Origin of the sequence: Ruminococcus sp. NK3A76 (assembly GCF_000686125.1) — a bacterium.
In the GTDB taxonomy this organism is placed as follows: Bacteria; Bacillota; Clostridia; order Oscillospirales; family Ruminococcaceae; genus NK3A76.
Genome location: NZ_JMMA01000002.1, coordinates 1,261,950 through 1,286,059 on the forward strand (window position 1 = coordinate 1,261,950; position 24,110 = coordinate 1,286,059).

At 43.4% G+C, this 24,110-nt stretch carries 18 protein-coding genes; 13 read left to right on the forward strand and 5 right to left on the reverse strand.

Translation table 11 applies throughout. The features are described from left to right. Nucleotides 1–184: 184 nt before the first annotated feature. From rnr to CD05_RS0106050, 7 genes are all read left to right on the forward strand, one after another. On the forward strand, nucleotides 185–2,326 hold the full coding sequence (gene rnr / locus CD05_RS0106020) for a ribonuclease R (RefSeq protein ID WP_028509732.1): 2,142 nt from the start codon (nucleotides 185–187) through the stop codon (nucleotides 2,324–2,326). A 325-nt stretch (nucleotides 2,327–2,651) separates the two neighbouring features. Next, nucleotides 2,652–4,379 carry an indolepyruvate ferredoxin oxidoreductase subunit alpha gene (iorA, locus tag CD05_RS0106025; RefSeq protein ID WP_028509733.1) on the forward strand — a complete coding sequence of 576 codons (1,728 nt, stop codon included), beginning with the start codon at nucleotides 2,652–2,654 and terminating at the stop codon, nucleotides 4,377–4,379. A gap of 43 nt (nucleotides 4,380–4,422) precedes the next feature. Beyond that, nucleotides 4,423–5,001 carry an indolepyruvate oxidoreductase subunit beta gene (locus tag CD05_RS0106030; protein ID WP_028509734.1) on the forward strand — a complete coding sequence of 193 codons (579 nt, stop codon included), beginning with the start codon at nucleotides 4,423–4,425 and terminating at the stop codon, nucleotides 4,999–5,001. A gap of 75 nt (nucleotides 5,002–5,076) precedes the next feature. Continuing rightward, a complete protein-coding gene (locus CD05_RS0106035; RefSeq protein ID WP_028509735.1) occupies nucleotides 5,077–6,384 on the forward strand; it encodes a phenylacetate--CoA ligase in 1,308 nt (435 codons plus the stop codon). A gap of 13 nt (nucleotides 6,385–6,397) precedes the next feature. Next, nucleotides 6,398–6,829 (forward strand): ACT domain-containing protein, encoded by a 432-nt coding sequence (locus CD05_RS0106040; protein WP_028509736.1) that lies wholly within the window; start codon nucleotides 6,398–6,400, stop codon nucleotides 6,827–6,829. A gap of 79 nt (nucleotides 6,830–6,908) precedes the next feature. Beyond that, nucleotides 6,909–10,475, forward strand: coding sequence for an HD domain-containing phosphohydrolase (locus tag CD05_RS0106045; RefSeq protein WP_028509737.1), 3,567 nt, complete (start codon nucleotides 6,909–6,911; stop codon nucleotides 10,473–10,475). Between the two features lie 296 nt (nucleotides 10,476–10,771). Continuing rightward, nucleotides 10,772–11,500: a hypothetical protein gene (locus tag CD05_RS0106050; RefSeq protein ID WP_037322842.1), complete on the forward strand. Its 729-nt coding sequence runs from the start codon at nucleotides 10,772–10,774 to the stop codon at nucleotides 11,498–11,500. A gap of 41 nt (nucleotides 11,501–11,541) precedes the next feature. Here CD05_RS0106050 and CD05_RS0106055 read toward each other — a convergent pair whose 3' ends face one another. Beyond that, nucleotides 11,542–12,543 (reverse strand): exonuclease domain-containing protein, encoded by a 1,002-nt coding sequence (locus tag CD05_RS0106055; RefSeq protein ID WP_028509739.1) that lies wholly within the window; start codon nucleotides 12,541–12,543, stop codon nucleotides 11,542–11,544. 191 nt (nucleotides 12,544–12,734) lie between these two features. Between CD05_RS0106055 and CD05_RS0106060 the strand changes: the two genes are divergently transcribed. Further along, nucleotides 12,735–14,663, forward strand: a complete 1,929-nt coding sequence (locus tag CD05_RS0106060) for a methyl-accepting chemotaxis protein (protein ID WP_028509740.1) — start codon at nucleotides 12,735–12,737, stop codon at nucleotides 14,661–14,663. A gap of 23 nt (nucleotides 14,664–14,686) precedes the next feature. Further along, nucleotides 14,687–15,166: a flavodoxin gene (locus tag CD05_RS0106065; protein WP_028509741.1), complete on the forward strand. Its 480-nt coding sequence runs from the start codon at nucleotides 14,687–14,689 to the stop codon at nucleotides 15,164–15,166. 53 nt (nucleotides 15,167–15,219) lie between these two features. On the opposite strand, the gene yfcE is transcribed toward CD05_RS0106065, so the two are convergent. Further along, nucleotides 15,220–15,732, reverse strand: a complete 513-nt coding sequence (gene yfcE, locus CD05_RS0106070) for a phosphodiesterase (protein ID WP_028509742.1) — start codon at nucleotides 15,730–15,732, stop codon at nucleotides 15,220–15,222. Then, nucleotides 15,729–16,808 (reverse strand): SGNH/GDSL hydrolase family protein, encoded by a 1,080-nt coding sequence (locus CD05_RS0106075; RefSeq protein WP_028509743.1) that lies wholly within the window; start codon nucleotides 16,806–16,808, stop codon nucleotides 15,729–15,731. Before CD05_RS0106075 ends, yfcE begins: the two co-directional genes overlap by 4 nt. A gap of 305 nt (nucleotides 16,809–17,113) precedes the next feature. Between CD05_RS0106075 and CD05_RS0106080 the strand changes: the two genes are divergently transcribed. Further along, on the forward strand, nucleotides 17,114–17,944 hold the full coding sequence (locus CD05_RS0106080; protein ID WP_028509744.1) for an AraC family transcriptional regulator: 831 nt from the start codon (nucleotides 17,114–17,116) through the stop codon (nucleotides 17,942–17,944). Nucleotides 17,945–17,976: 32 nt separating this feature from the next. Here the strand turns inward: CD05_RS0106080 and CD05_RS0106085 are convergent, their stop codons facing one another. Together CD05_RS0106085 and CD05_RS0106090 are read right to left on the reverse strand one after the other, a co-directional pair. Continuing rightward, complete coding sequence (locus tag CD05_RS0106085) at nucleotides 17,977–18,609, reverse strand: GyrI-like domain-containing protein (protein WP_028509745.1); 633 nt, start codon at nucleotides 18,607–18,609, stop codon at nucleotides 17,977–17,979. A gap of 2 nt (nucleotides 18,610–18,611) precedes the next feature. Then, complete coding sequence (locus CD05_RS0106090; protein WP_028509746.1) at nucleotides 18,612–19,427, reverse strand: DNA glycosylase; 816 nt, start codon at nucleotides 19,425–19,427, stop codon at nucleotides 18,612–18,614. Between the two features lie 107 nt (nucleotides 19,428–19,534). Here CD05_RS0106090 and CD05_RS0106095 point away from each other — a divergent pair, with 107 nt between their 5' ends. The 3 genes from CD05_RS0106095 (at nucleotide 19,535) to CD05_RS17670 (ending at nucleotide 24,054) form a co-directional block, all read left to right on the forward strand. Next, entirely contained in the window at nucleotides 19,535–20,215 is a 681-nt protein-coding gene (locus tag CD05_RS0106095) for a DUF6062 family protein (RefSeq protein ID WP_028509747.1), read from the forward strand. 755 nt (nucleotides 20,216–20,970) lie between these two features. Then, nucleotides 20,971–21,750, forward strand: coding sequence for a 23S rRNA (guanosine(2251)-2'-O)-methyltransferase RlmB (rlmB, locus tag CD05_RS0106100; protein ID WP_028509748.1), 780 nt, complete (start codon nucleotides 20,971–20,973; stop codon nucleotides 21,748–21,750). A gap of 33 nt (nucleotides 21,751–21,783) precedes the next feature. Further along, nucleotides 21,784–24,054, forward strand: coding sequence for a hypothetical protein (locus tag CD05_RS17670; RefSeq protein ID WP_051588852.1), 2,271 nt, complete (start codon nucleotides 21,784–21,786; stop codon nucleotides 24,052–24,054). Nucleotides 24,055–24,110 lie beyond the last annotated feature (56 nt).

Sequence of the window (24,110 nt, forward strand, 5' to 3'; positions counted from 1 at the left end):
ATATCATTTAAGGAATACATGGATCCTTTTAAAGACGTAATGAAGTAGAAGTAACAACAAATGCGGTAGGTAGCTTCAGCTTCCAACGTGCCCCTTAAGGGGCGGCTGGTAAAGTGCCCTTTTAGGGCTGTTATAAAACCACCGGCTCTGCCGGTGTGATGTTTATTAAAAGAAAGGAACATAAATGGGAAAGAAAAAACATTCAAAGAAAAAGACAGGCAAGGTCACTTTAAGTGACAAGATACTTGCTGAGATAAAAAGAAACGGCAAAAAAGCTATCAGCTTTAAAGCACTTCTTAAATCCTGCCGGAATTTCAAAGGCTTTGATTTTGATGCTTTTACAAAGTGTATAGATAAGCTCAAAAAGAACGGTAAGATAGAGGAAAACAAGCTGGGATTTGTATGTGTTGATACGGCAAAGCTCACTCCCTGTAAGATAGTAAAACTTAGCAAGACGTTTGGCTTTGCAAGAGAAGACGCAACAGGTGAGGATATCTTTATCCCCGGAAAAAGGCTTATGGGTGCTATGCCGGGTGACAGCGTGCTTGTAAAGATAAGCAAGCATAAGTCCGGCGAGAGCCGTGAGGGCGAAGTAATGAGTATTACTGAGGAGGCTTTTTCACGCTTCTCCGGCGAGATAGTCAATGAATTCGGTGAGCTTAAGATAATGCCTGACAGTCTTTCAAAATTTGCTCTCAGCTTTGATAAGCCGGCCGAGCTTGAACTTCATGAGGGCGACAAGGTAACTGCTATGATAACCGAAAGGGGCAAGAGCCATAAGGATCACCGCTGTGAGATACTTTCAACATTCGGCAGCTCTATGAAAGCGAGTGCCTGTGCGCTTGCTATACTCGAGGTCAACGGTATTATCCCTGTTTTTCCGGCAGAGGTCATAGATGAGGCAAGACGTGTGAGTGATTACCGTCTTATTGAGAAAGAAGCAGAAAACAGGCTTGATCTTCGTGATATGCCTATATTCACTATCGACGGAGCAGACACAAAGGATATCGACGATGCAATATCTGTTGAGCGTGACGGTGACGGATATATATTAGGAGTGCATATTGCTGATGTATCCTTCTATGTTAAGCCGAGGAGCGAGCTTGATAACGAGGCAATGAACAGGGGAACGAGCGTTTACTATGCTAACAGAGTTATCCCCATGCTGCCAAAGGAGCTTTCAAACGGCATATGCTCCCTCAACCCGAATGAGGATAGGCTGGCATTTTCTTGTATTTGTAAGCTCGACGCTAATGCCGAGATAAAGAGCTATAAGTTCGCAAAGACAGTTATCCGTTCCAGGGTCAAGGGTGTTTACAGCGAGATCAATGATTATCTTGACGGTTATAAAACAAAAGAGACCGAGGAGAAATACAAGGAAGTATCTGGCTGCTTTGAGATAATCAAAGAGCTTGCCGATAAGCTCTATAATAAGAAGAAGGCAAGGGGAGTTCCTGAGCTTGAAACTGCTGAGAGCAAGCTGATAATCAACGAGCAGGATATCTGCGTGGGTGCTGTTTCAAGAGAACGTGGCAGAACAGAGCAAATAATCGAGGACTTCATGCTGATAGCCAATGAATGTGCTGCACGCTTCGGTGTGGAAAATGAGCTGCCATTCGTATACAGGATTCATGAGCCGCCTACAGAGCAGAAGCTCGAAACCCTTAAAGAGGGGCTGACAGCGCTCAATATCCCGTTCAATTTCGGTGCTGAGATAACACCCGATAAGATAAGTGCTATACTCGACAGCGTAAGCGGCAAGCCTGAAGCACCTATAATCAATAATCTTGTGCTCCGCTCGATGACAAAGGCGCAGTATTCTACCGAGCCGCTTGGACATTTCGGGCTTGTGCTTAAGGATTATGCTCATTTTACATCACCTATCAGAAGATATCCTGATCTATCTATACACAGGATAATGTCTGATCTCCTTGAAGGAACGCCTGTCAGCGAGATAAAAACAAGATACAACAAATTCGCATTTGCATCTGCTGAAAAGTCAACAGCCGCTGAAATAAAGGCGATGACCGTCGAGCGTGACTGCGAGGATTGCTACAAGGCTGAATTTATGAGCGAGATGATAGGTGAGGAGTTTGACGGTGTCATATCCTCAGTTATGGATTTTGGCGTGTTTGTTATGCTTGATAATACCTGCGAGGGTCTGCTGCCTGTTGAGGAGCTCGGCGAGGGAATGTATGTCACAAATTCATTCATATCGCTTAAGAACATGACAAACGGAAACGAATACCGTGTCGGTCAGCCTATCAGGATAAAAGTCAAGAATGCAAATGTCAATTCCGGCAGGATAGACTTTGAGCTTGCATAATACTATATGTGTATCATAGCACACCTTTTCATTATTGGGAAGGTGTGCTGTTTTGTTGTCTGTTTGTGGTTATGCACAGTTTTATGCACAGAAACTATTGAAAATCACCATGAACCCGTTATAGTCAATATGCGAACTGGCAAAGAATGGGTATACGGCTACCTTTTTATACCATATTCGGGTATTTTTCGGAGAGATATACAAAAATATATTGCTTTTTTCTTCCGAATGTGATATAATAAATATGTTTGTAAAAATATATGAGTAGTGTAAAAACAATTTGGCGTTTTATATCGCCGTTATTTGAAAGTGAGGTAATCAGTTTATGAACAAGCTCATGCTTGGAAACGCAGCCTTTGCAAGAGGTCTTTACGAGGCAGGCTGTACATTCGTATCCTCCTATCCCGGTACACCTTCTACTGAGGTGACTGAGGAGGCTGCAAAATATGATGAGATGTATGCTGAATGGGCACCCAATGAGAAGGTAGCTATGGAGGCTGCTCTCGGTGCATCTATCGCTGGTGCAAGGAGCTTCTGCGGAATGAAGCACGTTGGTCTTAATGTTGCAGCTGACCCGTTATACACAGCCGGCTATACAGGTGTTAATGCAGGTATGGTTATATGCGCTGCTGATGATCCGGGTATGCATTCTTCTCAGAACGAGCAGGATTCACGTCATCATGCTATCGCATCTAAGGTCTGCATGGTAGAGCCCTCTGATTCTCAGGAGTGCAAGGAGTTTACCAAGGCAGCTTTCGAGCTGAGTGAACAGTTCGATACTCCCGTTATTGTAAGAATGACAACAAGAGTCGCTCACTCCCAGTCTATCGTTGAGCTTAACGACAGACAGGAGACAGGCCTTAAGGAGTATAAGAAGGATATCGGAAAGTTCGTCATGATGCCGGGCAATGCTATCAAGCGTCACCCGATAGTTGAAGACAAGCTCGCAAGGCTTGCTGAATACAGCGAGACATCTCCTCTTAACAGAGTAGAGTATAACGATACAAAGATAGGTGTTATCACAAGCGGTATCTGCTATCAGTATGCAAGAGAAGCCCTTGGTGATAAGGCAAGCTATCTTAAGCTCGGTATAGTTGTTCCGATGCCTACAAAGATAATAAAGGACTTTGCTTCAAAGGTAGATAAGCTCTATGTAATAGAAGAGCTTGACCCGATAATCGAGAACCACTGCAAGGCACTCGGTATAGAGGTCATAGGCAAGGAGCTTTTTGGTATGTGCGGCGAGATATTCCAGTCGGGCGTTGCCGAGAAGATACTTGGCGAAAAGAAGACTTTTGAAGGCTTTGATGAGCCTGTTCCGCCACGTCCGCCTGCAATGTGCGCCGGTTGTCCTCACAGAGGTCTTTTCTACTGTCTCTCTAAGCTCGGCGTTTATGTATCAGGCGATATAGGCTGTTATACTCTTGGTGCTGCTGCACCTCTCTGTGCAATGGATACTACTATATGCATGGGCGCTTCCATATCTGCACTCCACGGCTATAACAAGGTAAGAGGCGAGCAGAGCGAGAAGAAGGCTGTTGCCGTTATCGGCGATTCCACATTCATGCACAGCGGTATGACAGGTCTTGTTAATGTTGCATATAATGCTTCCAATACAGTTACTATTATCCTTGATAACTCTATCACAGGTATGACAGGCCACCAGCAGAACCCCACAACAGGAAAGAACCTTAAGGGCGACCCTGCTGCTGCTGTTAACCTTGAAGAACTCTGTAAAGCGATCGGCATTAAGAGCGTAAGAGTCGCTGACCCCTACAATATGGCTGAGACAGAGAAGATAATCAAGGAAGAGCTTGAAAAGGACGGCCCGTCTGTTATCATTTCAAGAAGACCTTGTGCTCTGCTCAAGTATGTCAAGCATAATCCTCCGCTCAAATGCGATAAGGATAAGTGCGTAGGCTGTAAGCAGTGCTTAAAGATAGGATGCCCTGCAATTAGCATACATAATGGCAAAATGGAGATAGACCACACCCTCTGTGTAGGCTGCGGCATCTGCAAGGAAATGTGCAAGCTTGGCGCTATCGGTGAGTAAGTAAATACAGAAAACAACAAGTAACTCTTAAGGAGATATTTTTATGGAAACTAAATCAATTATGATAGTCGGCGTGGGCGGCCAGGGCTCGCTGCTCGCAAGCCGAATAATAGGCAACGTGCTCCTCGAGCAGGGCTATGATGTAAAGCTCTCCGAGGTTCACGGTATGAGCCAGCGTGGCGGCTCGGTAGTCACCTACGTTAAATACGGTGATAAGGTGTATTCGCCTGTCGTTCAGAAGGGCGAGGCTGATATAATAATCAGCTTTGAGCAGTTAGAGGCTGCAAGATATGTCGAGTTCTTAAAGAAGGGCGGCCATATCGTTACATCTACCCAGTCTATCGACCCGATGCCTGTCATCACAGGTGCTGCTGTATATCCTGAGGATGTTATCGGTAAGCTCAGAGCAAAGGATATAGACGTAACTGCTGTTGATGCTCTTACACTTGCAGAGCAGGCTGGTACAGCTAAGGCTTCTAATGTCGTTCTTATGGGCGTAGTGTCCAAGAAAATGGACTTTGACAGAAGCGTTTGGGAAAAAGCTCTTGAGACTTGCGTTCCTGCAAAGTTCTTAGAGCTCAATAAGAAAGCCTTCGAGCTCGGCGAGCAGGCAGCTGTCTGATAATAAATTTTTGTCTTATTACATATTTTGTATTCAGACTTAGTATATATCAAATAATAACAGGAGGATTGTAAATTGGCTAAATACTGGAACGAAGAGATCGAAACTATGGACAGAGAGTCTATGAAAAAGCTGCAGAGTGAGCGCCTTGTTAATCAGGTCAAGCACGTTTATGACAATGTGCCCTATTACAAAAAGCTCATGGACGAAAAGGGTGTCACACCTGATGATATCAAGGGTATTGATGACCTCTATAAGCTGCCCTTCCTTTCTAAGGCAGACCTGCGTGATAATTACCCTGACGGCCTTGTGGCTGTTCCTAAGTCTGAGTGTGTGCGTATCCATGCTACAAGCGGTACAACAGGCAAGCGTGCAATAGCATTCTATACTCAGAACGATGTAGATATCTGGGAAAACTGCGTTGCCCGTGCTATCACAGCAGCAGGCGGCACAAAGGAGGACGTAGTACACGTTGCTTACGGCTACGGCCTTTTCACTGGTGGTCTTGGCCTGCACGGCGGCTCGCATAAGGTCGGCTGTCTTACACTTCCGGTTTCATCAGGTAATACTGAGAGACAGATACAGTTTATGCAGGATCTTGGCTCGACGATCCTTTGCTGCACACCTTCATATGCTGCATATATTGGTGAGACACTTGCTGAAATGGGTCTTACACCTGATGATATCAAGCTCAAAGCCGGTATCTTCGGCGCTGAGCCCTGGACTGAGGAGATGCGTCAGTCGATAGAGAAGTCACTCGGCATCAAGGCATACGATATCTATGGCCTTACCGAGACAAGCGGCCCCGGAGTTGCTTTTGAATGCGAGTGCCAGACAGGTATGCACATAAACGAGGATCACTTTATCGCTGAGATAATTGACCCTGACACAGGTGAGGTTCTTCCCGAGGGCGCAAAGGGTGAGCTCGTATTCACAAGCATAACAAAGGAGGCATTCCCGCTTCTTCGTTACAGAACAAGAGATATCTGCGTGCTCACAAGAGAAAAGTGTTCCTGCGGCAGAACGCTTGTCAAAATGTGCAAGCCTATGGGCAGAAGCGACGATATGCTCATTATCAAGGGCGTTAACGTATTCCCGTCTCAGATCGAGACAGTTCTTCTTAAGGACTTCGGTGCTACACCTAACTATCAGATAGTAGTTGACAGAGTCGGCACTACAGATACATTCGAGATCAAGGTCGAGCTCTCTGACGGTATGTTTGATGATACTATCAGAAGCATCGAGCAGCTTGAGAGAAAGCTCTCTGCTGATATCGTTCAGATACTTGGTATCAAGGCAAAGATCAGCCTTGTTGAGCCTAAGAGCATTCCTCGCTCTGAGGGTAAGGCTGTAAGAGTTATAGACAAGAGAAAGCTCGTGTAAGGGGGTATTCATTATGACAGTTAAACAGCTATCAGTTTTCGCACAGAACAAGCCGGGCAGACTTTCTGCCCTTACAGGTATCCTTGCCCAGAACGGTGTCAATATCAGAGCCGTATCTGTAGCAGATACGAGTGATTTCGGTATTCTCCGTCTGATCGTAAGTGATATAGAAAAGGCAAAGGCTGCTCTTAAGGACAGTGCTGTCGTATCTGAGTCGAATGTGCTCGCCGTTATCGCAGAGGATAAGCCCGGCGGTATGGCAAGAATGATGGAGACTCTTTACAAGGCAAATATAAGTGTTGAGTATATGTACTCTGCTTTTCTTAACCCCTCAGAGTCAAGTGCCTGCCTTATCCTGCGTGTTGATAACAATGAGAATGCAGTTGCTGCACTCACCGAAGGCGGCTTTAAGCTCCTTTCGCAGGAAGATATGGCAAAGATCTGATATGACTAAGCCCTGCCTTAATGGCGGGGCTGTTTGTTAAATATAATTACTTATGACTTGGCAAAAATGAGGTGCTTTTATGACAAATAAGCGTAAAATGCTTGCTGTGCTAATAGTTCTTCTGTCGGTCGCAATGAATTATTATGGCAGGCTGCTGTCAGTGACATTTGATCTCCCGGTGTGGTTTGACACCTATGGAACAGCAATAACCGCATATGCTTTTGGGCCGGTATGGGGTGCGCTTGTCGGTGCAGTCAGCAATATTATCTATGGTATTATCAATAATACCAATGTGATCTACTATTCGCTTACAAATATTGCTATAGGCATAATTATAGGCTTGGGTGCAAGAAACAAACGCTATGAGGATATCTTTGGCGCTATATCTGCAAGCATCATGCTCACTATTGCTTCAGTTGCGATATCAGTTCCGTTCAATATAATGATAAACAACGGCAAGACGAGCAATATCTGGGGAGACGGGGTCATAGACTATTTTTCCGAGAGAGGTGTTCCGAAAAGTCTTTGCTGGATAGTAGGGCAGTTCTATGTTGATTTTCTTGACAAGGTGCTCTTGATGGTTGTGCTTTATCTGCTGATAAGGCTTAAAAATGACTATTTCAAAAGCAGCAGTGAAAAGGCAGAAAAGGCCGAAAAAGCTGCAAAGGTTCTGAGCATGGCAGTTGCTGCTATTATGACATTCTCGCTTTTCGGGATGCTGCCTGCGACGGCTGAAAGTGCGCCTGAAAACGAGCCTGTATCAGCGTCTGAGCTTGATTCGTATATTCAGACGACTTACGGTAAAGCAGAAGGTCTTGAATGCGGCGAGGCAAATGATATAGCTATCACCTCTGACGGTGTAATGTGGATAGGCACATATGCAGGCCTTTATCGCTATACCGGCAAGGAATTCAGGATGGTTGATGAGTATTCTACTGTTAAAAACGTCAACAGGCTCTATGTTGACAGAAACGACAGGCTATGGATCGCCACTAATGATAACGGTCTTGCTGTTGCAAAAGACGAGAAGATACTTGTTACTCTTGATGAAGAAGAAGGGCTCAGCTCGAATTCTGTAAGAAGTATCTCGCAGACTGACGACGGGCTTTATTATGTCGGCACTGCCGGTTCTCTTATGATACTTGAATTTGACAAGGAAAGCGAACTTAAGGTGGTAGGCGAGATTAGTGAAGCTGGTACAGGCGACTGCGTAGCATCAAAAGGAAACAATGCTGCCTGTGTCACAGCATCAGGCACGCTTTTGCTTATGAGCGATAAGAAGGTGCTTGACCAACTCAATCTCGGCAGTGACGAGCTTGAATTTGCCTGCTGCCAGTTTGTCGGAAATGAGCTTTATGCCGGAATGAGTGATAATACTATAAGGGTATATGACATTTCAGGCGGCTCACTTAACGAGAAGGATACCATTGAATGCGGCGGCCTTATATATGTTAATGCTATTGAGCAGGTGGCTGACGGCAGAGTGTTTATCTGCGCAGATAACGGTGCCGGATATATTGACAAGCAAGGCAAATTCTCTCAGATAAACACAAATGCTTTCAATAACTCTATAGACAATATCGAAATAGATTTCCAGGGTAATATTTGGCTCTCATCTTCAAGGCTTGGACTTATGAAGCTGTCTGCATCTGTGTTTACTGATGTTTTCACGATGCATGGCATTAAAAACGCTGTTGTTAATGCTGTTGAGCGTTCAGGCGGCAAGCTGTATTTCGGAACAGACAATGGGCTTAAGATACTTGATGAAAGCACAGGTGAACTGGTAGAGAATAAGCTCACTAAGCTGCTTGACGGTGTCCGTATACGCTGTATAAACACAGATAAGACAGGTAATCTTTGGGTGAGCAGCTACGGCATGGGGCTTGTTCTTTATTCACCCGGCGGCCAGATAAAGGTATATGACGCCAATCACGGCGCTTCCGGAAACTGGGCGAGAGTTACGGTAGTAATGAATGACGGTACTATCGCTTCTGCCGGTGATACTGGTGTTTCCTTTATCAAGAACTATGAGATCACTGATAATATAGGTTATGGTGATGATTTTACTTCTTCGTCTGTTCTTTGTCTGCTTGAAGGCGAGAACGGCGAGCTTCTTGCAGGAAGCGACGGTGACGGCGTGTTCGTGCTCAAAGACGGTAAAGTTGCAGGACATCTTACAAGGCATGACGGTCTTTCTTCAGGTGTTATACTCAGGCTTGCACACTGTTCAAAGGGCGGCTATTTCGCTGTAACAAGCAATGGGCTTTGTTATATCGACAAGGATAACAAGATAAGCACTCTTTCGGAATTCCCGTATTCAAATAACTTTGATATCTGCGAGGACGGCACCGGCAAGCTGTTCGTGCTTGGCAGTGCGGGAATCTATGTCGTTGATGAAGAGGAACTTCTCAGCGGAGAGACACCGTCATACGATAAGCTCGATGCCAAGCGAGGGCTCAATTCCTCGATAACCGCAAACTCCTGGAATTACTGTGATGAAAACGGTGATCTTTATCTCTGCTGCGACAGCGGTGTTTGTGTGTTCAGCATGAAGGATTATCTGCTGAGTGCTGAGCAGTTTAAAATGAAGCTGACAAATATCAAGCTCGACAAGTCACTTGTCACAGTCGACTCCAGTGAGCCTATAGATATTGCAAGAAACGTTCAGAGGATAGACCTTTATCCCGAGGTCATCAACTACTCAGTAGAAGACCCGACGATAAGCTATATGCTCAAAGGCTTTGATTCTGAGCCTACTGTTCTGTCAAACAGTGAGCTTGACAGTATAACATATACCAACCTGCCTGTAGGTAACTACACCTTTGTTCTTAGCGTGCTCGATAACAATGGAGATGCCATTGAGCAGATGAGTGTTACCATAATCAAGCGCAAGGAGATATATGATAACGGCTATTTCAGCGTATATTTAGTAGCTGTTGCTATGCTTGCTGTTGCATGGATCACATGGTACATTGTACGCAGGCAGACCCGGAAGGCATTTGTGCGTCAGAGGATCCAGTTAGAGCTTGCTGAGAAGCAGGTCGAAATGGGCAACCAGACGATCCTCGCAATCGCTAAGGCCGTTGATGCAAAGGACGGCAGAACAAGCAGACATTCATTCAGAGTTTCTCAGTATGCTGTGCTTATGGCGAAGGAACTCGGCTGGTCTGACAGTGAATGTGAAAATCTGCGTCGTGCGGCACTTCTCCATGATATAGGCAAGATAGGTATCCCGGATAAAATACTCAACAAGGATTCACGTCTTGATGATGATGAGTATAAGATAATGAAAACTCATGTTACAAGAGGTGCTGAGATTCTTAAGGACTTTACACTTGTAGATCATGTTGTTGACGGCGCACTGTATCATCACGAGCGCTATGACGGCAAGGGCTATATCAACGGTCTTAAGGGTGAGGAAATTCCTGTTTACGGTAGGATAATCGGTGTTGCTGATGCATTTGATGCAATGACTGCTAACAGAGTTTACCGTAAGCGCCTTGATATGGACTTTGTCAGAAATGAGTTTGCTGAGTGCAGCGGTTCTCAGTTTGACCCGAAAATGGTCGAAGTGCTGCTAAAACTCATAGACAACGGCACTATCGACGTGGAAAAAATATACAATAAGAAAGATTCTGAAGACTGATAGTCTCAGACCGTTCCTTGCAGCAATGTTAGGGGCGGTCTGTTTTATATTATGCCAAAAAATAACGCTCTTTTGTATTGACAGCAGTGTGTAGAATTTGGTATAATATTATAGATGTGTTTGTTTTTTTGAAGTGAGCTATCTTAACGGATAAATGCTCATAAAAGAGCTTTATCATATACCATGAGAGCGGTTGGGGCGCTTATTACCAAAGCCGACCCTGAACTCAATGAAGAATATATCGTCCCTCTGTCCGGGGTAATGGGTAAAATATCAATAGAAATAAGGGAAACGAAATGAAGACTTATAAAATAGCAGACAGATGTTTTGCGCTCGAAGCGATAAATAATGATGTGTATGAACTTTATGAAAAGTTTGCCTATCAGGGCGAACCTGAATTTGTGATAACCACTAATGATGAGGATATATTATTTGAGCGTGAGAAATCAAGGCGTGAACGTGAATTTGAAGGCCTTAAGCCTTATGAATTCAAGGACGGCTATCTTGAAACGCTTGCAGCTTACCGTAAGCTCGCTGTTAAGATGACGGAATATGATACATTTCTTTTCCACGGCTCGGTAATCGCAGTTGACGGAAAGGCGTATCTGTTCACTGCAAAAAGCGGCACCGGCAAATCCACTCACACAAGGCTCTGGCGTGAACTGCTCGGTGAAAGGGCTGTTATGGTCAACGACGACAAGCCGCTTCTTAGGGTAGGCGAGGACGGTGTCACTGTATACGGCACACCTTATAACGGCAAGCACGACCTCGGATGCAATATGTCAGCACCACTCAAAGCCATATGTATAATTGAGCGTGGTGAGCAAAACAGTATTGATAAGATAAGCGCATCTGATGCTTATGATATGCTTCTCCAGCAGGTTTACCGCCCTTCTGACGGGCTTGCATTGTCAAGGACGCTTGATCTTATAGACAAGGCCTGCACAAAGACCGGGCTTTACCGCCTTAAAGCCAATATGGATATTTCAGCTGCCGAGCTGTCATTCTCGACTATGAGCAAATAAAAGAATCACCCCTGTATTGTCTTATATGACATACAGGGGTGTTATGTTCTTATTCTCTTTTTCCTGCGCACCTTGGAAACGGGAGAAGGGTTTCTGCTCATAAAGCTCTCGATTATCATTTTTTCTTTGTCTTCATAATGATAGCTTTTGTAGCTTATCTCGCCGTCAGAAGGCTTGATGAACTTAGGCTTTTCTATCAGCTTTATCGCCGTATGGTGTTCGCTGCTCTTGAAATTGAGCGCTACTATATCACACCCTTCGGGGAGCTTTTTGTAGCCTTCTTCTATTTTAGAATGCAGCTTGATAAGCAGGCTCGCACCCTTTTTATTGCCCTTTTTGATAAGCTGGTCATAAAGCTCACGCTCTTTGCCCGTCATTGTATCTATAACTTGCTTACGGCGTTCTTCAATAGCCTTGCGCTGTTCTTCCTCACGCTGTCTTTTAAGCTCTAAACGTTCACTGAGCAGGCTGTATACCTTTTCACAGCCTATATCAGGCCTTAACGAATGAGAGTATATACATTGCAGAGCCTGTGCATCGACCAGAGCATTATGAAAGCTCCCGTCAGGAACAAAATCAAGTGCTGACGAAAGATCTTTGACATTGATTATATCCTTAGTGCCAAAACGGCTCATGACTATATCCTGAACATTTGTTACAGCCTTTGCTGTGCGTTCTATTGGCGTGCAGTCAAGAGACAGCCTCTCATAATTGCTTACAGTCGCATTGAGCCCTACAACGTCGTAATTGCCCCATACAAGTATATTGTCAATACCGTGCTTATCAAGCATGGCATTGGCTTTTTTGCATACAAAGTGTGCATCAAAAGAAGCGTCAATGATAGTCTGTGTAAGCCCTGTCAGCTTGCGGCACTGTTTTGTGAGCTTGGGGTGCTTTATTGGGCGCACTGTGTCATAGAATGTATCAAGCACATTCTGTGCATCGTCATCGGTTATAACAAGGCCTATGCTCAGTAATTCGACCTTGTCGCCTGTAATATTGCCGCCGCAGGTAAATTCAAAATCCGCAAAGCATAGTGCCATTTAGTCCGCCCTCCTTTTTTATAAACGCTCTCAACAAATGATATTATATCATAAACTGCACTCAGATGTCAAGCTGTGAAACTTATTAGCTAAATATATAAATTATTGTCATAATAACTTGATTTTTTGGTAATTATGTGATATAATATAAATTGGCAAATAACAAATTAATCATAATGTGGTGATATGATATGTTAAAAAGAAAAACTAAGATCAAATATAGGGTAATGAGACTTGGCATCATTTCGGTTATAGTATCATCGGTCGTTCTTACGATCGCTTCAACTATCATTACCCAGGCAATACAGGTGGCGAAGTTTGACGAGGAGCTTGAATCGCTTTCTGATGCTTATGTGACGAATATCTCATCATTGACAAATACTATCAAGATGCAGATAGAAAGCACTGCCGCATATCCTAAGCTCGTTGATACAAGCCTGTCTGATGCCGAGATCAAGAAGATACTTGAAGAACTGGCGACTACTACATATTTCCATGATTTCAGTATTGCAAACCCTGACGGCACTACGATGAATAACACCAATATCTCAGAGCGTGAGTATTTTCAGCGTGCGCTCAACGGCGAGACATTTATTTCAAGCCCTGTTGTCAGACTTACCGACAGCAGTATCACGACTATGGTCGGTACAAAGATGCCTGACGGCCGTGTGCTTTACGGTGCGCTTGAATCAGAGCTATTCTCAAACGGCCTGAAATCCAAGACCGATGATTCGAGACTTGTTCTTGTGCTTGATAAAGACGGTATGGTCATCGCTTCGAGTGACCCTTCGCTTGTTGAGGAGCAGAAGAATTACTATGCAGATAAAGACGAGGTTTACGGCGACCTGTCCGAGAAGATGATAAACGGTGAAAACGGTAACTATAAATTATCCAGAGACGGTGAATCCTGTGGTTCATACTTCCAGACAATAGACAAAAGCAACGGCTGGAGTATCTGTGTCATAGGTTCTTACTCAGATGCTCTCAACGGTGTTTATAAGGCTATCCTTATATCAGCCGGTATGTCTATCCTTCTTATAGTTATAGAAATAATCGTTGCATTCAAGGTGGCCGGCAGGATTACCGGTTCTGTTTCGTATTCTGCTGAAAGACTTAACCTTCTGTCATACGGTGATATCCATTCTGATGCAGAGGTCAAGTATACTAATGACGAGACGGAGGATATGACAAGCTCGCTGTCTCTTGCTGTAAGTAAGCTGCGACAGTATATCAATACTATCACGGAAAACCTTCAGGGAATGGCTAACGGCGACTTCTCGATATCGAACGATATGGAATTCAACGGCGATTTCGTAAAGATAAGCGATGCTTTCTCTGAGATAAACGATACGCTCGGTAAACTCATAACCGAGATAAATATCGCAGCATCTGATGTTCTTAAGGGCGTTCGTCAGATATCTAATGACTCTGCCGCTCTTGCAGACGGTTCTACAAAGCAGTCAACTGCTGTTGAGGAGCTCAACACCACAATGTCAAAGGTCGCAGAGCAGGCTGAGAATGCCGCTAAGAACGCCGAATACGCAGCACATCTTACCGCTACATCTGCTGAGAAGGTCAATCAGCAGGAGGAAGAGATGCAGAATATGCTCTCTGCTATAACCGAAGTTAAGGAAAAGTCAAACGAGATAAGCTCTATCATCAAGACTATCGAGGATATCTCGTTCCAGACAAATATCCTTGCGCTAAATGCTTCTATCGAGGCGGCAAGAGCCGGTGACGCAGGCCGAGGCTTTGCAGTCGTTGCTGATGAAGTAGTTGACCTTGCTAATAAGTCTTCACAGGCAGCTCAGGACTCGGCAGATCTTATATCTCAGACATTAAGTGCTGTTAACAGAGGCTTCAAGGCAGCTAATGAGAGTGCTGCCAAGATGACAGAAGTAAGAAAGATGTCAGAAAAGGTCAGCGAGCTCGTTACGGATATAGCCCAAACTTCTACAGATCAGGCAACTGCTATATCGCAGACAACTGCCGGTATCGAGCAGATATCAGAAGTCGTTGCACAGAACTCTGTTACTGCTATCCATACAGCATCTTCTTGTGAGCAGCTTACAGTTCAGGCGAACTCGCTCAGAGATAAGATAAGTGTGCTTAAGGTATAACAAAGACGAAAGGGTTTGATAAAATGTCAAAAAACATCACAGTATGCTTTTCAGCGAGCGGTGTCACAAAAAGAGCTGCACAGCTGATAGCAGATACACTAAATACCGAGCTTATAGAGATAACTCCTAAAACCGCATATACCAAAGAGGATCTCAACTGGAGAGACAAGAATTCACGTTCAACTCTTGAAATGAGCGATAAGTCATCTCGCCCTGAGATAACCAATGAAAAGGTCGATCTTTCAGGAGTGGATACCGTTTTTCTCGGATTCCCTGTATGGTGGTATATTGCGCCGACGATCGTAAACACATTCCTTGAAGCAAATGACCTGTCAGGCAAGCGCATAGTATTGTTTGCGACCTCCGGCGGCTCGGATTTTGGCAAGACAGTGCAGTTCTTAAAAAACAGCGTAGCATCTGATACAGTGATATCCGAGGGCAGGGTGTTCTCAGGCAGATTTGAGGATAATGATGTAGTTGAATTTGCCAGACAGTATATCTGAGTATGATATTATAACTGAAATGACCCCCACAAAATCTGTGGGGGTCTTGCTTGTTATATTTCAATGTGTGTAAAACATCCGTCTTCGTAGATCACAGCACTGTGAGCTGAGCCGTTCTTTGGTATCGACACCGAGCCGGGATTTACTGCTTTGAAAGTAGAGTGATCCTTGTTCTCGGGAATGTGCGTGTGCCCGTAAAGCAATATATCACCCTTGACAAGCGGCGGGGGAGTATCAGGTGAGAACTTGTGCCCGTGTGTTGCAAATATCCTTACCTTGCCGTCGTATATCCAAGCATATTCGGCCATGATAGGGAAGTCAAGCACCATCTGATCTACCTCAGTGTCGCAGTTCCCTCTTATTGCAAGTATCTTGTCTTTGAGCGGATTAAGAAGCGCTATGACTTCTTTTGGTGCATATTCCTCAGGCAGGTCATTTCTCGGGCCGTGATAAAGAATGTCGCCAAGAAGTATCAGCTTTTCAACTTTGCTGTTTTTGAATGCCTCCAGCATTCTTCTGCACCATTTTGCTGAGCCGTGTATGTCTGATGCAATAAATAGTCTCATTTAGTATCGCCTTTCTGCTTTTTTCTTGTTGCAGCAATAGTCACTGCTGATACACCGGCTGCAAGAGATGCTACAGCTATCGTAGCTATAACGATTATCTTGTAGTCATCATCCTGCTTGTCTTTGCTGCCAGTGCTGCTTTCAGTTTTATCTGCATCTGCCTGAACAGCTTCAGCCTTGGGTTTTTCGACCTTTATTGTAAATGACTTTTGCCTTATAACGCCGTTTATAGTCTCATATATTTTCTTGTGACCGTCAGCATTGGGGTGAATGTCTATCTTTGCGATATTTGTCAGCTTATCGCCCTGCCCGGAAAATGCTGTGAATACATCTGCTATCTCATAGCGTACATTTCCCTGCTCGTCTTTGGCATTGTTGTTTATCTTTTCATTTAGAGTGTCTATCTTGCTTTTTACAAAAGCCATGAACAGCTTGGGCTTCTCTTTTGTATCAACAGGGTTGTAAAGCGTCTGTACTATAACTCTTGCATCGCACTTGTCGTTGATGTAAGTTGTTATATCCTTGATATTATCATCATATGCTGCGAGCTTTTCTTCAAGCACCTTTGAAAGGTCGGTGTAAATACTCATTATTTCGCCGACAGAATGATTTGAGAGAATATCCTTGATGCTTATCCCATAATCGGTATTTTCAGAGAAGAAGCCAAACAGCGTATGAAGCAGATCGTTTCCTCCTATCGAGATAAGAACAAGATCGCAGCCTTCAAGGTCGCTGTCGTATTCACCTTTCTGGAGGTCTTCAAGAAGCTCAGGCGAAGTCTGGCCGTCTATTGCCTTGTTGGTAAAATCTTCTTCTCCTTGCTTAAGCTCTTTCTCAAAGTCTTTCTTAAGCATATTTGCATATGATTCAACGTTTTCTCTGCCGTTGTCATAACCTTCAAGACCATAGCCAGTTGCTATCGAATCTCCGATCACAAGCACTTTCTGAGGAACAGCCGATTCTACACTTTCATATTCAGTATCATCTGCTGCCACACTTATAGTGCCTATCAAAAGCAGTGAAGCGGCGGTTAAAGCTGATGTCAGACGTTTAAAAAGTAAATTGGTGTGTTTCATAACTGACCACCTTTTCTTATTATTGATGTCATATATATTATATCACAGTTTTGCAGAAAATACAATATTATGATACTTAGTTTTATTTGCGTAAAATATTAAAGTAAAACATAATATACACGCTAACCATATACTGTAAATTACAGGCTGTATAATTGTGATAACATATAAATATTCTTTGAATTTTTGTGTGAAATAATAAAAATCAGACAAAAACCCTTGACAATTCTTTGGTGTTGTGTTATTATAAAATAGGACAATATGAAAGCCATTGCAAATAATGCATTGCAGAAAGGGTGAAATATATGACCGATTATTGTTACCCTGTTCTTGGTGAGGAGGCTGGCCTGCCGATGTATGTTCTCGGTGCCGGCGCAAGAGATCAGGAGTTTCATTTTATAAGAGAGGAAGGCTATCCCAATCATCAGATAATATATTGTGTCAGAGGCAAGGGTGTGCTCAAAATAGATGATGAGTCGTTTGAGATCACTGCCGGCACAGGCTTTTTCCTGCCGCAGGGCAAGCCGCATGAGTATTATCCTACAGATGATGTTTGGGAAACTCATTGGGTGACGTTTGCCGGTAATGAGGTGGATAATATACTTGGATTTATCAAGCTCGACAAGGCTCGTGTCTTTACTATCCACGACATCAATCAGCTTGATGCTATATTCAAGAAGATGCTTTACCTTATGAAGACAAATTATTATTATTGTGGTATCCAGTGCTCTGTCTTGCTGTATCAGTTCTTTATGGAGCTTCACAGGGTAGTTAATCTGCAAAACGGTTCTCAGGACAGCCAGAAGCTGAATCAGCTCGCTCCTGTTATGGAATATATCGACAAGAATTATAAGAATGATATTACTCTTGTTGAGCTTGCGGACCTTGTTGATCTTTCACCACAGTATCTGTGCAGGCTGTTCAAGGAATGCCTGAGTATAAGGCCGTTTGAGTACCTTGCAAGAAAGCGTGTTCAGCAGGCGAAGATTCTTCTCCTTGAAGGCAAGTGGAATATCAACGAGATAGCTTCAATGGTCGGTTATAATGATTGCAGTTATTTCTGCGCTGTTTTCAAAAGACATGAGATGCTGTCGCCGGCTGAATTCAGAAGCCTTCACAGAAAAGCCAATAAGTAAACATAAGCCTGAGCGTTATGCCCGGGCTTTTCTTATATCTTTTTAATGGGGTGCCTGATAACTGTCTTTAGCTTTTCAGGTGGTGTTTTTCTTGCATCACTGAGATATATCTCGTGATGAAGCCTTTTATCATTTATGTCATTCTTAAAGCCATTTTCTGCGATAAAACTGTCCATAAGAGCGACTGATGCCGGTTCATCATCATAGCTCCCAACGTGCATTATCTGAACGCACAGCCCTTCTTCAATGGTAATCATCTTTACAGACGAGCAGTCGAGCTTTTTCTTTTTCAGCGCAGTTTCCTTAGCCCAGTCGATATCAGCCTGAGTTATGAAATCAGGTATCCTGATAACAGATATCCAGTTGAACGAGCTCTTATCAGAATAGTCTATTCCCTCAACGCTCTCCTGCCACCAGAAGCCTTCAAGCGGCGGAACGACGTATTCAAAGAACCCTTCGATACAGTGGTCTGTCTTGTAGCTCATTTTGAAGGTATATGCAATAGCGTAAAGCATTTCTATAGCTTTTTTATAGTCGCCGTCTTGTTCGTTCGGGTCGCCCTTGCCTGTAACAGATATATAGTTTGCTTTGGGAACATCTACTATCTGCGGTCTTTCTTTGGGCATATAGAATTCCTTGTATTCCTTCTTGAAGTCAAACGCCATACTTACTCCACCTTTCCGTATTGTTTTCTTATGTAATGGAAAAGATACTGCTGTGCTATGCCCTCGATACCCTTTGTGCAGTCAGGCAGCCCGTTTGGGTAGTATTCACTCAGAACTCGTTTTACCCATACATCAACGGGGAAGGCATCGAGCTTATAAAAGCCGAATAACAACGCACAGCTTGCGACCTTAGGGCCTACGCCTTTGATAGACATCAGCTTTTTTGTAGCATCTTCAAGTGATGCTTGTCTGATGCCTTCGATAGTTATCTCGCCTCTGTACAGCTTGTCTACAGCATCAACAAGGTATTTTGCCCTGAATCCTGCCCTGAGAAAAGAAAGACTATCAGCTGTTTCATCTGCCATGTCATCTATGGAAGGATATCTGCCGTAATGCTCAACAAGCCGCCCGATTATACCCTTTATTCGTGGAATATTGTTGTTCTGAGATATGATGAATGACGACAGAGCCTCCCAGCTGTCCTGCCTTAATATCCTTATGCCATATGCAAAGTCACAAGCCTTGCTTAAAGTCTCGTCCTCGCTGAGCCTGCGCTTTAATTCACTGTAATCAGTTGTGAAGTCAAAATAATCATACCATATATTCAAAAGCTCATCTTCGGAGATGTCGTGGAGCATAAATGTGCAGTCCTTGATATCGACCGTGCTTATTCTTAGCGGCCTGTTAAGATAAGCTCCTGTGAATGAGCCGTCTTCCTGCTGCTCCCATCTAAAGGCCTGTCCGCAGTCAAGCGTCTGAGACAGCTCAAAGTCAGACTGCTTTATGATAATGTCGTTGCCTTTAACAGAATAATCCATAAGAAGTACCTCTTTTTATGTAATAATACTTGAAAAAATCCTTAAAATATATTATACTATATATATTGCAATAATATGTTACTTATTCTTGAATTTTGGAGGTCATTATGAGAGAAAGCATACTTACCATACCCGTAAGCGAGATTTTCGAGCCTAAGTGCGGCTGCCCTATATGTACAATGCGTGATATGCTCGAACAGCGCACGGTAGACTACATAATGGGCGCTGCTATGATGGAGCCTGATGTCAGGATAGAGACTAATAAGCAGGGGTTTTGCAAGACGCATTTTGAGCAGATGCGTGCCTGCAAGAACAGGCTCTCGCTCGCACTTATGCTTCAGACGCACCTACAGACTCTTGATAAGGAGATATTCTCACGCAAGAGTATTTTTGAAGGGAAGACTGCCAAGCAGAAAAAGGTGTCAGTCATAAACAACGACTGCTTTGTCTGCAATAAGATAGAGTGGGGAATGAGCCGCCTCATGGTAACGACATTAGAGCTCTTTTCAAAGCAGGCTGATTTCAGAAAGCTGTTTGCAGAGCAGGAGATGCTTTGCCTGCCGCATTATGACCTTCTTGTTTCAATGAGTGAGAGCGTCGATAAAGCAAGCCGTTCGGCATTTATTGATTGCTGTAATTCACTTGTTAAAAAACAGCTTGATCTGCTTATTGAGGACGTTTCGCATTACTGCAATATGTATGATTACAGGAACTCCGGCAAAGACGGTGACTGGAAGAATTCAAAGGATTCGATTGAACGTGCTATCAAATTTTTAACCACACGGTGATTTTTTGTCAAGGGGTCATCTTGTAAATTTTTCGGCTAACAAATTCATATAGGTCATTTTTCTTGCCTTTTCGGGGGAGAAAAATCTCATCTTATTTTATGGGATTTTTATTAATTGTATATTCATATTTGTAGAGTCATAAAATGATAAAATAGTTGCATAAAGCAATATGCCTATATGATTGATATTGTCAAACACTTCTTTTCAACAAAACGCAAACCGCCGAAAACACTTACTTTTCAACGCTTTCAACAGACTTTTAAACACTTTTGAAGTCTGAAAATTGTCGGAAAGCAGATCTTTCAACAAAAACGGCGTACTTTTCAACACTTTTAAACATTTTTGCATAGTTTTAAACAATCGGGCAATTAAATGGACTTAAAGAAAAATGTAACTGAAAAGCACTTGTGAAATATTAATAATTCATACTATATATGTGAATATAAAATTAAGTTTAGTTTAAAGTTTTGTTTCACATAGGCCGGCTTTTGCCTAAAACGATCATGACATTTTATACTTATTGCAATCCCCCTAAAATGCGAAGAATACAATCATATGTCAGAATATGGCATTTATGTCGGTTAATGTGATATTTTATTTTTGATACTTTTTTATTCCAATATGATATAATCCCTTCTAATGAGGATTATTGAAAAATAATTATAAAATAATTAATTTTAATAAAAACTATTGGCATATCGTGAAATTTGTGGTATAATATAAAATGGTTTATTTTGAACTGTTAGGAGACCAAGATGAAAAGAAATAATGATAGAGAATATAAAGTGCATGAGACCCCCGAGGAGCGTGGGCTCATCGTAGGGCGCAACCCGGTCATAGAGGCACTTAAGGCTGATAAGCTGATAGATCTTATATTTGTCAACCCCGAAGCAGAGGGCTCTGTAAAGCTGATCCTCAAGCTCGCAAGAGACAGGAATATCCCAATAAAACAGGTCAGCGAGCAGAAGCTAACTTCTATGTGTGACGGTATGTCGCATCAGGGGGTTATCGCTATGGGCGCCTGTGCTGAGTATAAGACCCCGGAGGAGCTGCTTGATATCGCAAGAGAAAAAGGGGAGGATCCCTTTATTATCATTTGCGATGAGATAGAAGACCCTCACAATCTCGGCGCTATAATCAGAACTGCTGAAACAGCCGGCGCTCACGGTGTTATCATACCCAAAAGACGCAGCGCATCACTCAACCAAACGGTCTTCAAGACCTCAGCCGGTGCTGCAAGCTGGCTGCCGGTAGCAAGGGTCGCTAATATTGCACAGACTATAGATATGCTTAAGAAAAACGGTGTTTGGATATACGGCACAGACGGAAGCGGTGCGAACTATACTGATGAACGCCTTGAAGGGCCTATAGCTCTTGTCATTGGTTCAGAAGGGTATGGTATGAGCCGGCTTACAAAAGAAAAATGTGACGGCCTGTTATCATTGCCGATGAAGGGTAAGATAACATCGCTCAATGCATCTGTTGCGGCCGGTATATTTATGTATGAAGTTGTAAGACAGCGTGCTTTGAAATAACAGCATACTGCCTTTAAAGGAGTGACTGATAAAGTGGCGGATAAGTTTTCCGTAGAGGATATAATCGAGGAATACAGCTCGAATAATAATAATACTGACGATTCTGAAAAGACTGAGCCGGAAGAAGCTGTAGCACCTGTCATTGCTGATAAGGCTGAGCAGTCTGATAATAAGGAGAGCGAAACTGTTCGTCAGCTTGGTTCTCCGGTCGAAGAACGCAAGGAGATAGGTGATATCAGCTTTGAGGGGCAGAGCGTTACTGTTACTGAGGCTGAGGAGAAGACCGAGGCGGCTGTTTCATCTGACGAGGTTTCTTCTGATGAAATAAAGGAAGAAGCTGCCGAAGCTCCGGCCAATGAAGCTAAAGAAGCACAGGAAGAAAAGAAGCCAGAACCTGTAGCAGAAGAAAAGTTCCAGCCTGAGACAAGCAGAGCAAGTGTTGAGCGCAAGCGCAGGGAAAAGGCGGCAAACTTTGAACTTAATACCGATGCTACGGACGACAGTGAAGATATATCGGAAACTGATAATGAAGATACAGACGATGATGATGATAGTCCTATTGCTCTGGAATATGAGCGATTTGAGGACACACCGAAGATAAAGTCTCATATCAACGCTTTGAAGGATAATCTTAATCTTCGTATGGGTGTTACGGCTGTATGCGGTGCTGTAAGCCTATTCATCACAATGGCGAATGACCTTGGCTGGAAAATGGTTCAGGTCTTTGACAAGAACCTAAGCCCTTCGGCATTCACGTTTACAAATACACTTATGGGGCTTATAGCCATATTTGTCGGCTATACAGTTGTAGTTGCCGGCCTTAAGAACCTTCTTGACAGAAAGCCTGACGGTGACACTATCGCCTCAATGGGAATCGTCGTTTCGGTAATACTTGGTGTGGCAACACTCTTTTCGCCGGATATCGCAAGACAGAATTTCTATAATATATACATTTGCTCGGGTATTCTCGGACTGATGTTCAATACCCTTGGTAAAATAATCATTGCCAAGCGTACTGCTGAGAATTTCCGGTTCGTTTCAGGTGATTTTGAAAAATACGCAGTTACTACGATAAAAAGCAAGGACGCATCTGAAAAGCTCGCTGATTTGCCTTCTCCGAATGTGGTATGTGCAAGAAAGACGGATTTTGTCAGTGGTTTTATGAAGAATTCCTACAGCTCAGATACTGCTGATGAAACGGCCAAGAGGATATCTCCCATGATACTTATTGCTGCCGTGGTTATAGGCGCAGTAACTTACCTCCTGGACAAGAATGGCGCAAACACGACTGAAAAAGTCCTTATAGCTCTTGCAGCTTTTTCGGGAACGATATGTATTTGCTCCTCTCTTTCGATAATGCTTGCAGTAAACCTTCCGCTTCTTCGTGCCTCTCAGAAGGCTACAAAGAACAGCTCAGTCATCCTTGGCTATAATGCCGCTCAGAAGCTCGCAGATACCGACTGCATAGTTACAGATGCAGCAAGGCTTTTCCCGAGAGGAACTGTAGACCTTGTAAATCTTAAGATAACAAGCCGCACATCTGTCGAAGAATGCATACTTATGGCGGCAAGCCTTTCCTTTGCAGCAGGAAGCGTTTTACAGCCTACCTTCTATCGCATGATAAAGGGTAACACTGATATGCTTTATCCTGTTGAGAGCTATGTTATTGAGGACGGCCAGGGAATATGCGGCTGGATACAGAACAAGCGTGTATTGCTCGGTACAAGAGAACTGATGATAAATCATTCAATAGAGGGTCTGCCCACTCTTGCCAAGGAAGCAGAATATGCCAAGAAGGATCAGGTACTCTATCTGTCGATATCGGGTATCGTATCTACATTATTCGTAGTCAGTGTAGAAGCCGATTATGATGTGACTATGGCACTTCGCAGGCTTGAATATGAGAATATACATATCTCTGTCAGCAGCGTTGACGGATTCCTGAACAACTCATTTATATGCAATTTGTTTGGCGTTGACAAGGCTATGGTCTATATGATACCTCACAGTTATAAAAAGACAGCTGAAGAAAACACAGGCTATAAGAAAAAAATTGAAGCCGGCTGCATGACCTCCGGCAAGTTCTCATCGCTGGCATCACTTGTTATAATGGCTCGTAACCTGCGCTCTGTCGCTTCAAGCGGAATGATCTTCCAGTATGCAGCAGCTATTATGGGTGCAGCACTCACTGTGGGTATGCTTATATTCGGCGGCATAGGTGAGCTTTCTGCTACCGTTGTCTGCATTTATCAGCTTATAATGCTCATTATAACGCTAATATATCAGCATTTCAGAACAGTCTGATAATTAAAAAACACATATTTGCTTCATTTTATGTAGCAAATATGTGTTTTGTTTTT